Source organism: Ferrovibrio terrae, assembly GCF_943371255.1.
Taxonomy (GTDB): Bacteria; Pseudomonadota; Alphaproteobacteria; order Ferrovibrionales; family Ferrovibrionaceae; genus Ferrovibrio; species Ferrovibrio terrae_B.
This window is the reverse complement of sequence record NZ_CALRUC010000157.1, coordinates 1-7,984: the sequence shown is the minus strand read 5'-3', so window position 1 is coordinate 7,984 and position 7,984 is coordinate 1. Positions and strand designations below refer to the sequence as shown.

10 protein-coding genes are annotated in these 7,984 nt (G+C 63.7%); 8 read left to right on the top strand and 2 right to left on the bottom strand.

The genetic code is table 11. The annotated features are described in order from the left end of the window. Positions 1–1,551: SbmA/BacA-like family transporter (locus AAG799_RS21365; protein ID WP_341899022.1), on the top strand; the 1,551-nt coding region annotated here is incomplete at its 5' end. 70 nt (positions 1,552–1,621) lie between these two features. Continuing rightward, a complete protein-coding gene (locus AAG799_RS21360; RefSeq protein WP_341899021.1) occupies positions 1,622–2,185 on the top strand; it encodes a periplasmic heavy metal sensor in 564 nt (187 codons plus the stop codon). 6 nt (positions 2,186–2,191) lie between these two features. Here AAG799_RS21360 and AAG799_RS21355 read toward each other — a convergent pair whose 3' ends face one another. Continuing rightward, positions 2,192–3,412 (bottom strand): TIGR03862 family flavoprotein, encoded by a 1,221-nt coding sequence (locus AAG799_RS21355; protein WP_341899019.1) that lies wholly within the window; start codon positions 3,410–3,412, stop codon positions 2,192–2,194. Positions 3,413–3,542: 130 nt separating this feature from the next. On the opposite strand from AAG799_RS21355, the gene AAG799_RS21350 reads away from it, so the two are divergent. The 3 genes from AAG799_RS21350 to AAG799_RS21340 all read left to right on the top strand — a co-directional run bounded on the left by AAG799_RS21350 (position 3,543) and on the right by AAG799_RS21340 (position 4,918). Continuing rightward, positions 3,543–4,223: a hemerythrin domain-containing protein gene (locus AAG799_RS21350; protein ID WP_341899017.1), complete on the top strand. Its 681-nt coding sequence runs from the start codon at positions 3,543–3,545 to the stop codon at positions 4,221–4,223. Positions 4,224–4,240: 17 nt separating this feature from the next. Continuing rightward, positions 4,241–4,543, top strand: coding sequence for a plasmid stabilization protein (locus AAG799_RS21345; RefSeq protein WP_341899016.1), 303 nt, complete (start codon positions 4,241–4,243; stop codon positions 4,541–4,543). A 117-nt stretch (positions 4,544–4,660) separates the two neighbouring features. Then, a complete protein-coding gene (locus AAG799_RS21340) occupies positions 4,661–4,918 on the top strand; it encodes a hypothetical protein (protein WP_341899015.1) in 258 nt (85 codons plus the stop codon). A gap of 21 nt (positions 4,919–4,939) precedes the next feature. Here the strand turns inward: AAG799_RS21340 and AAG799_RS21335 are convergent, their stop codons facing one another. Then, the gene (locus AAG799_RS21335) at positions 4,940–6,010 is read right to left on the bottom strand and encodes an alpha/beta fold hydrolase (RefSeq protein ID WP_341899014.1); all 1,071 of its coding nucleotides are present in this window, start codon (positions 6,008–6,010) and stop codon (positions 4,940–4,942) included. 187 nt (positions 6,011–6,197) lie between these two features. On the opposite strand from AAG799_RS21335, the gene dinB reads away from it, so the two are divergent. The 3 genes from dinB to AAG799_RS21320 all read left to right on the top strand — a co-directional run. Beyond that, positions 6,198–7,283: a DNA polymerase IV gene (gene dinB, locus AAG799_RS21330; RefSeq protein WP_341899023.1), complete on the top strand. Its 1,086-nt coding sequence runs from the start codon at positions 6,198–6,200 to the stop codon at positions 7,281–7,283. Beyond that, positions 7,283–7,771, top strand: coding sequence for a nucleoside 2-deoxyribosyltransferase (locus tag AAG799_RS21325; protein ID WP_341899013.1), 489 nt, complete (start codon positions 7,283–7,285; stop codon positions 7,769–7,771). The genes dinB and AAG799_RS21325 overlap by 1 nt, the downstream gene beginning before the upstream one ends. A 30-nt stretch (positions 7,772–7,801) precedes the next feature. Next, positions 7,802–7,984: TetR family transcriptional regulator (locus tag AAG799_RS21320; protein ID WP_341899012.1), on the top strand; the 183-nt coding region annotated here is incomplete at its 3' end.

The window sequence follows — 7,984 nt, the reverse complement described above, 5'->3', positions numbered from 1 at the left end:
CAGGTGAAGCGGAATCTGCAGCTCGGCTGGCGCGAATGGCTGACCAGTCATGTCGTGCAGGACTGGATGGCCGAAGCACATCATTATCAGATTTCGTTGCTGCCCGGCAGCCATGACAATCCGGATGCACGCATCGCTGATGACATCCGGATTGCCACCGAAGCCGCTATTGATCTGGTGCATTCGGCTTTTTACTGCCTGCTGCTGCTGTTCAGTTTCTTCGGCATTCTGTGGTCGTTGTCTGGTGTGCTACATGTCACGCTGCAGGACGTCACGATTCCGGTATACGGCCACATGGTCTGGCTGGCCTTCCTGTATGCCGGCGCCGGGTCGGTGCTGGCCTTCCTGGTCGGCGGTCAGCTGATGGCCGTGGCCAATAACCGGCAGACGACCGAAGCCGATTTCCGCTTTGCGCTGGCTGAGGCGCGCGAAAATGCCGAGGCGATTGCGCTGGTGCAGCGCGAGCCCAACGAGCGCCAGCGTCTGCAGCGTCTGTTCAAGGCTATCCGCACCATCTGGGACGAACAGACCATTGGCCTGCGCAGCCTGATGCTGTTCTCCTCGGCCTACAGCGTGCTGGCAACGATGTTCCCGATCCTTGTTGCCAGTCCGCGTTATCTGGCCGGCACCATCACGCTGGGTGCATTGATGCAGACCGGACAGGCCTTTCAGCAGATGACTGCGGCACTGTCCTGGCCGGTCGATAACTTTGCCCGTTTGGCGGAATGGCATGCATCGGTCGAACGCGTGCTCGCCCTGCAGGATGCCGTCGATAACCTGAAACGCCAGATCGCGCTGCGTGGTGAGGGGGGCATTCAGATCAGTGCGACGGCCGGACCGGCACTGAGCATCCGCGACCTCGCCATTGCCAGTCCGGCGAATGGCGTGCTCGCCTCCGGGATCAGCGCGGTGTTCCAGCCCGGTGAGCGCGTGCTGATTACCGGTGACAGCGAAGTCGGATTGATGCTGTTCAAGGCGGTGACCGGCATCTGGCTCTGGGGTTCAGGCACAATCGAACTGCCCGACAATGCCACGATCGTGTTCATGCCTGCCCGTCCCTACCTGCCGCATGAAACCCTGCGCACGATCCTGGCCTATCCGGCAGAGGCGACGACTCTGGATGATGACACCTGCAATACAGCGCTGCGCAAGGTGGGGCTGGCTCAGCTGGAAGGCCGGCTTGATGCGGTCGAGGCCTGGGATCATCTGCTGTCGCCGGCCGAGCAGCAGCGTCTCGCCTGCGCCAATCTCCTGCTCCGGCGCCCGCAATGGATCTTTCTCGCCCATGCCACCGAATTTCTCGAAGCTGCTGATGAACTGGCTCTGCTGCAGACCCTGTTTGTCGAGCTGGCTGACGCAACCATTTTGACCCTAAGCCATCATGCCGGTTTCGATGCGCTGCATTCCCGCAAGCTGTATCTGGAGCGCGAGGGCGGCAAACTCGTCACGGTTCATGACGAGGGCCTGCCGGGGGGAATCGAGTCTGCCGAAGTGGGCCGGTTCGGACGTATTCGCCGGCTGCTCGCCTCGATCCGCGAAGGCCTCTCCTGAGGCAACTTCGGCTTGAGCCTCCCGCGTGGGAAGGTTCTATCCTCGGGCCAAGATAATCCCGGAGGTCCCGATGTCTGATTTTATGAAACTTGCCGCAGCTGTCGCTGTGCTGGTCGCCCTGAGCGCCACCGCCCATGCCCAGCACCAGCATGTGAGTGGCTATGCCGGCATGACGGCGCGACCGATCAAGGCGCTGTCAGACGACCAGATCATCCAGTTGCGCGAGGGCCGTGGCATGGGGCTTTCCCTGCCGGCAGAGCTGAACAGCTATCCGGGGCCCGTGCATGTGCTGGAGATGGACCAGCTGCTGGCCCTGACGGCGGAACAGCGTGCGCGGCTGTCTGCCCTGCAGAGCGACATGAGCAGTCAGGCCAAGGCCCTGGGAGTGCGAATCATTGCAGCCGAAAGCCGGCTCGATGCCGCTTTTGCCGCCGGTACGGCGCAGCAGCCTGACATCCTTGCCCTGCTGAACGAAATCGGCCGGTTGAATGCCGAACTGCGTGCCGTGCATATCGTGGCCCATATGGAAACGCGGGCGGTGCTGCGGCCGGAACAGATTGCCCGCTACGATACCGAGCGCGGCTATACGCAGCAGCAGCCGGCGCGTCCTTCAGCACCGGGCCATCGGCATTAGGATTTTCTAGTCAGACGTCCGCGACTGCAGCCATTTGACGACGCCCCGGCCGGCGACCACGCCGGTGGCCATGCAGCCCTGCAGCAGGTAGCCGCCGGTGGGGGCTTCCCAGTCCAGCATCTCGCCGGCCACGAAGACCCCGGGCCGGTGTTTCAGCATCAGGCGGTTATCCAGCTCGTCGAGCGCGATGCCGCCGGCGGTGGAGATCGCGCGCTCAAGGCCAGATGGCGCCAGCAGCTGTATCGGCACGGCCTTGATGAGCGTGGCGAGCGGCGTCGCGCTGTCGCCCGCATGCAGCGCCTCCTGCACCAGGCCGATGGCCACCGGCGGCAGGTTGATGCGCTTGCGCAGGAAATTCGACAGCGAGGCACCGCGGCGTGATTCAGCCAGCAGATCGTCGACCGCCTCTGCCGTCAGGTCCGGCCGCAGGTCGATCTGCAGCCGTGCACAGCCATCGCGGTTGATCGCCTCGCGCAACAGCGCCGACAGGGCATAGACGGCGCCGCCCTCGATACCTGCGGCGGTGATCATCGCCTCGCCGCGCACCGTCCGGCCGGCGAAAGACAGCGCGATGCGTTTCAGCGGCGCGCCGGCATGGCGGTCGCGGAACGGGGCCGACCATGCCACCGTGAAACCGCAATTGGCCGGCTGCAGCGGCGTGATGGCAATCCCGGGCAGCAGGGCGGTCCAGCTGCCATCGGCACCCAGCCGTGGCCAGGAGGCACCGCCGAGGGCCAGCACCGTCGCATCCGCCGTGACCGTTGTGCCATCGAGAAAGGTCAGGGCGCCATCGGCATTCCAGCCGGTCCACTGCGCGCGCGGCACCAGGCGCACGCCCAGATCTGTCAGCCGGGCGAGCCAGGCGCGCAGCAGCGGGCTGGCTTTCATCGCCTTGGGGAAGACTCGACCGCTGCTGCCGGTGAAGGTCGGCTGGCCGAGCGCCTCGCACCAGGCCACCAGGGCAGAAGCCGGAAAGGTATCCAGATGGGCCGCCATCCAGCCGCTTGCTGTGCCATAGCGGCCGCGGAACCGCTCGGCCGGTTCGGAATGCGTGATGTTGAGGCCGCCGCGACCGGCCATCAGCAGTTTGCGCGCCGGGCTGGGCATACGGTCGAACACTGTCACGCTGACATCCGCATGCGCGGTGGCGATCACTTCGGCGGCCATCAGGCCGGCCGGGCCGCCGCCGATGATGGCGACGCGCTGCATCTGAGCTGGATTGGACATCGCCTCTTATTGGCCTGTCGGCGGCGGAATGGCAATCGGCTGCGGGTTCCAGGCGGAACTTAATCGCCGGCACAGGGTTTTGTGCCCGACCAGCAGAGTCCGCACACACAGATCAGGGAGATATCGCCCCATGGCCAAGAAAGCGACCAAAGCCCGCACCGCCCCCCGCGCCAAAAAGGCCGCAAAATCCACCACAGCACGCCGCAAGACCGCCACGCGCGCCAAGACCGCGACGCGGCGCAAGTCCACGGCACGCACCACTACCCGTCGTGCGCCAGCGCGCCGCGATGCGGCCGCCAAGGTGCCGGCGGCGATCGCGCTTGCCGCCCAGCAACTGAAGGCCAGCCTGACGGTCGCTGAATTCCCCGATGACGCCATCGCCCTGCTGCAGCAGGATCACCGCAAGGTCGAAAGCCTGTTCGAAGAATTCGAGAACACCCAGAGCAAAGCCGAAAAGGCCTCCATCGCCGCGAAAATCTGCCTTGAACTGCGGGTGCATATGCAGATCGAGGAAGAACTGCTGTATCCGCCGGCGCACAAGGAGATCGAGCATGACCTGGTCGATGAAGCCACCGTCGAACATGCCTCGGCCAAGGATCTGGTTCACCAGATCGAGACCATGGATCCCGCCGCGCATCTCTATGACGCCAAGGTCAAGGTGCTGAGCGAGTATATCAAGCATCATGTCAAGGAAGAGGAAAACGAGATGTTCCCCAAGCTGCGGGGCCACAATCTCAACCTGCATGATCTGGCGGCGCGCCTGACCAAGAGGAAAATTGAGCTGATCCGCAACTATGCCAAGGCCAGTTGAGGAAGGGAGGTTCTGTCATGCCGCGGGGTGACAAATCCAGCTACACCGCGAAACAGAAGCGCAAGGCCGCGCATATCGAAGAGGGTTATGAAAAGCGCGGCCTGAGCAAGACGGAAGCCGAACGCCGTGCCTGGGCCACGGTGAACAAGGACAGCGGCGGCGGCAACCAAAGCGGCTCCGGCCGCGGCAAGCCGGACAGCAATGCTGCCGCAAAGAAAGGCGGCCGCAAAGGTGGTGCCGCGGCTGCAGCCCGGCCCAAGGCGGCGCGCAGAAAATCCGCCAAGAAAGCTGCTGCCACCCGCAGGCGGCGCGGCAGCTAAATACCACCAGGGCCGGACTGGCACTGCCCGCTGTCGAGTGCTGACGAAATGATCACAGGCCGGTTTGCGCGAAAGGCGTAAACTCTGCGCCAGTCAAACAATGATTGAGGATGTTGTATGACCGCATCTGAAAAACTCCAGACCGCCTATCAATCCTCGATGCAGATTGTTGAGGATGTCATGCAGGCGCAGGCCACGCTCGATACGGCCTTCGCGCAAGGATGCGTTGGCGCCAATGGCATTCTCAATGATGTGTCGCGCTGTCATGAAGCCCTGAATGATGCTGTGCGCCGCCTGCTGGAAGCACAGAAGCGGCTGGTCGACACCCGCTGGCCGGAAAGCATCGATTATGCCTCCGGTCAGGTCGCGGAATAGCTCCGTCCTCGACCAGCAGACCTAGCTGCGCGGCAGACCGGCCATGAAGTCGCGCAGCTGGGGCGCCCAGAATTTCGCCATGCCTGTAGTGCCGTGGCCGCGGGTGTCGCTGCTGGCCGGGATCAGATAGAGCTTGCCGTTCTTGACCCGCTGCATCGACTCGGTCATCACGCCGGTCTGCGGCGGGTTACGCTCGTCATCGGCAGAATTGATCGCCAGCAGCGGTGCTTTGATCTTCTCCAGCATCGGTGCCGGATTGTAGTCGCCCGATGAGGCCCACTGATACAGGTAGTCGTTGGCATCGGCATTGAACGGTGCGGCCAGCCGGTCATCGATGAACTTGTCGGCGGCCGCCCGTGTGGGCGTCAGCTTGTGATAGGCCAGATCGCCGCCGCTGGTGCCAGTGGCGAAGAACAGGTTGGCCAGCTTCATCGATTTCGGCTGCGCGGTGTAATTGCCATCGCGGTAATCCGGGTCGGCCTTGATGGTCTCGATCAACAGGCGCCGCATCATCCAGTTGCGGCTCGACATCTCGGTCGGCTGCGCGGCCATCGGCACCAGTGCATCCATCATGTCAGGGTATTTCGCGCCCCAGATCCAAGTGTGCATGCCGCCCATCGAGTTGCCCAGCACCAGGCGCAGGCGCTTGACGTTGAGGCCCTCGCTGACCAGGCGGTATTGCGCATCCACCATGTCGTCGTAGTTATACTGCGGGAATTTCGCCCGCAGGCCGTCGGATGGCTTGGTCGATTTGCCCGCGCCCAGCGCGTCAGGGATGATGATGAAGTATTTCTTGGCATCCAGCGGCTGGCCCTCGCCGAACAGCTCGCCGGCAAAGCCGGGATTGAGCATGCTTTGCGACGAGCCGGCGGTGCCATGCAGGATCAGTACCGGCTGGCCCGTGGGTTCGCCGATTGTCTTGTAGGCAAGGGTCAGTTCCGGCATCACCTCACCAGTATGGAAACGGAAATTCTTCGCCACGAAGACGCCGTCCTTCGGCGCCGGATAGTCGGCAGCCAGGGCATCATGAGGCAGGGCGGTGTGACAAAGGATGGCAGCAGCAACCGCTGCAGCGGCGGACAGGATGCGCATGGTTTCCTCCAAAAGGAGCTTCGTCTGTGCAAAGCTTGGCGCAAGGCTACGCCCGTCCGTGCCGGGAATCCATCAATAAGGCGGCTGAACCGGTGACCGCCGATCACAAACCCGATATCCATAGCACTGCATGGACAAAGCCCAGCAGCAGACCGTGGATACATCGCCGCCTGAAGCGGCCGATCCGGTGCGCGTGCGCAAGATTATCCATATCGACATGGATGCCTTTTATGCCTCGGTGGAGCAGCGCGACAATCCGGAGCTGCGCGGCAAGCCGGTGGCGGTTGGCGGTTCGCGCGAGCGCGGCGTGGTGGCGGCAGCCAGTTACGAGGCGCGCAAATTCGGCGTGCGCTCGGCCATGCCCTCGGTGACGGCGAAGCGCAAATGCCCGGAATTGATCTTCGTGCGGCACAGGTTCGATGTTTATCGCGCCATATCGCTGCAGATCCGCGAGATCTTTGCCGAATACACGCCGCTGATCGAGCCGCTGTCGCTGGACGAAGCCTATCTCGACGTCACCGAGAATCTGAAGGGTATCGACTCGGCCACGCAGATCGCTGAGGAGATTCGCGCCAGGATCAAGGCGGTGACGCAACTTACGGCATCTGCAGGCGTGTCCTACAACAAGTTCCTCGCCAAGCTGGCGTCGGATCACCGCAAGCCTGACGGGCTGTTCGTGATTACGCCGAAGATGGGGCCGGGCTTTGTCGAGGACCTCCCGGTCGGACGCTTCCACGGTATCGGGCCGGCCACCTCGGCCAAGATGAACGGACTGGGGATTCAGACCGGGCTCGACCTGCGCGCGCAGACGCTGCCCTTCCTGCAGCAGCATTTCGGCAAGGCCGGCACGCATTACTACTGGATTTCGCGCGGTATCGATCATCGCCATGTGCGGCCTGACCGTGTGCGCAAATCGGTTGGTGCGGAGAATACTTTCTCGGAAGATCTGTTCAACAGCGGTGAGGCCGAGGTCGAGTTGCAGCCGATCATCGCCAAGGTGTGGCGCTATTGCGAGAAGGCCGGCATCCGCGGCCGCACGGTGACACTGAAAGTGAAATTTGCCGATTTTCAGCAGATCACCCGCAGCCGCAGCCTGCCGCAGGCGGTGAACTCCGAGGCCGAGATCGCGCAGATCGTCGAAACCCTGATGCAGCCGCTGTTCCCGGTGGTGAAAGGCATCCGCCTGCTGGGCGTCACGCTGTCCTCACTCGGCGAGGATGCCGTCGAAGACAGCGCGGAGGCCGAGACGCCGCAACTGCGTCTGACCCTGTGATGCCGATGAAGCTCTATCTCGCCGGTCCCGATGTGTTTGCCCCTGATGCGCTGGCGCGATTTGATGCGATGCGTGCCGCCTGCCGGGCCAGCGGTTTCGAGCCGCTGACGCCAGCGGATGCGGCACCACCCGAGGGTTTGCAGGGCGCGGCACTGGCGCGCTTCATCAAGGATGCCAATATCGCGCTGATCCGGCGCTGCGATGCAGTGGTCGCCAATATCGCGCCGTTCCGCGGCCCCAACATGGACCCGGGCACGGCCTGGGAAATCGGCTATGCCGAGGCGCTCGGCAAGCCGGTGATGCTGTGGAGCGAAACGCCGGCGCTGCTGGCCGAACGCACGCCCGGCGATGGCAGGCTGGATGCGCAGGGCTGGCTGATCGAGAATTTCGGCCTGGCCGAGAACCTGATGATCGCCATCAACAGCCATGGCGTGGCGCCTGATTTCGCCGCGGCCCTGGCGCGCCTTCGCAGCCGGACCGGCAATTGACAGCATGCCGGCCGGTTGCTTCGATGTGTCATGACAAAAAAGCTTAAAGCCCTGGCGCCTCAACTGCCGGCCGCCAGGACACCGGCCCGCCGTGGCCGGCCACGCTCGCTGGAAACCGAAACCGCGATTCTGGAGGCGGCCTATCGCCTGGCCGCATCGCAGGGCCTGACGGCCACCACGGTCGATGCCATCGCGCGCGACTCGCAGGTTTCC

Excerpts from the sequence above, each read along its gene's own strand:
- AAG799_RS21340 (WP_341899015.1), top strand. The coding sequence starts at position 4,661 with ATGACCGCATCTGAAAAACTCCAGACCGCCTATCAATCCTCGATGCAG.
- AAG799_RS21360 (WP_341899021.1), top strand. The coding sequence starts at position 1,622 with ATGTCTGATTTTATGAAACTTGCCGCAGCTGTCGCTGTGCTGGTCGCC.
- AAG799_RS21335 (WP_341899014.1), bottom strand. The coding sequence starts at position 6,010 with ATGCGCATCCTGTCCGCCGCTGCAGCGGTTGCTGCTGCCATCCTTTGT.
- AAG799_RS21355 (WP_341899019.1), bottom strand. The coding sequence starts at position 3,412 with ATGTCCAATCCAGCTCAGATGCAGCGCGTCGCCATCATCGGCGGCGGC.
- AAG799_RS21325 (WP_341899013.1), top strand. The coding sequence starts at position 7,283 with ATGCCGATGAAGCTCTATCTCGCCGGTCCCGATGTGTTTGCCCCTGAT.
- AAG799_RS21345 (WP_341899016.1), top strand. The coding sequence starts at position 4,241 with ATGCCGCGGGGTGACAAATCCAGCTACACCGCGAAACAGAAGCGCAAG.
- AAG799_RS21350 (WP_341899017.1), top strand. The coding sequence starts at position 3,543 with ATGGCCAAGAAAGCGACCAAAGCCCGCACCGCCCCCCGCGCCAAAAAG.